At 72.4% G+C, this 1271-nt stretch carries 1 pseudogene; it reads left to right on the top strand.

Annotation, left to right across the window (positions count from 1 at the left end):
• Window positions 1-55: 55 nt before the first annotated feature.
• Window positions 56-1271 (top strand): annotated as a pseudogene (locus ACFU9E_RS35520) (sporulation protein SsgA); the annotation flags it as partial.

Consider the following 1271-nt stretch of genomic DNA (forward strand, 5'->3'; position numbering starts at 1 on the left):
GGTCATTTGGTACCCGGGCCCCTCGGCTCCGGGCGGTTCGATCGCGGAACCCCTCGTGATCGGTGTGTACGACGACGGCCGGGAGCTGCGGCTCACGCTCCCGCAGGCAATCCACCTGCTCGTCATGGGCGTGACCGGCTCGGGCAAGACCGAGGCGGCCCTGGACGTGATGGCGGAAGTTCTCACCCGGCGGGACGTGGCCGTGTGGCTGTCCGACCCGAAGCGGGGCCAGGATCTCGGGGAAGCGTTCGGCGCGTGCGACTGGGTGGTGACCACGCAGGACGGGGCCGCGCTGATGATCGCGGCGTTCGAGGCGGTCATCCCGGCCCGGCAACTGTGGCTCGGCTCGCACGGCTACCGGTCGTGGGAGCCTGCCGCCGCGGTCCGCCAGGACGACCCGGCTCACACCTGCCGGGAGGACGGCACGGCGTGCGGGTGCCCCGGTATGCCGTACCTCGTGGGCTGGTTCGAGGAAGCAGCGAACACCCTGCGGGCCGTCGATGACGACGCGTTCACCGGCATCGCGCAGGAAGCCCGGAGCGCCGGCGCCTCCCTCGTGGTGTCCATGCAGCGCGCGAGCGGCTACCAGATCAGCACCGACACCCGGGCCTCCCTCCCGGCCGCGCTCTGCATGGGCGTGGACGAGCGCGACGCCGGTTTCGCCCTCCCGTCCGAAGTGCTGGACGCGGGCGCCAACCCCGGGGCGTGGGGCAACAAGCGGCCCGGTTACTGCTACCTCGTGTCGGCCGGAGTGGACGAGGAACTGTGGTCCACCCCCTCCCGGACGTTCCGGAACAACCCCGTGACGCTGGAGTGGGTCACCCGGGAGTTCGCCCCGATCCGCATGCCGGTGGACGAGGTGACCGCCACGGCGGCGGCCGGAGTCGCCGGACAGCTCTACACCGACCGCCAGGGCCCGACGCAGGCCACGACCGAGGGCGGCCCGCACGGCGCCCGGAAGACGGACGACGACGACATGACGACGGCCGAACCCCTCGTGGACCCCGAGGACGAGGGAATCGACCCCGAGGCCGAACTCCCCGAGGCGAGCGACGCACCGATGTTCGCGGCGGCGGCCGGGACGACCCCGGACGACCCGAAGGCGGCCATGGAGGAGATCCTCCGGCACTTCGAGTCCAAGGGTCAGATGGTCATCCAGACCAAGGACGTCATGGAGCACTGCGACCGGATCGGCCGGTCCCGGCCGTGGGTCGCCGGGGAGCTGGGCCGCCTCGGTCGAGAGGGCCGGCTCGTCCCCGCCGGGGGCAACA

It is taken from the genome of Kitasatospora sp. NPDC057595 (assembly GCF_042800875.1).
Taxonomy (GTDB): domain Bacteria; phylum Actinomycetota; class Actinomycetes; order Streptomycetales; family Streptomycetaceae; genus Kitasatospora.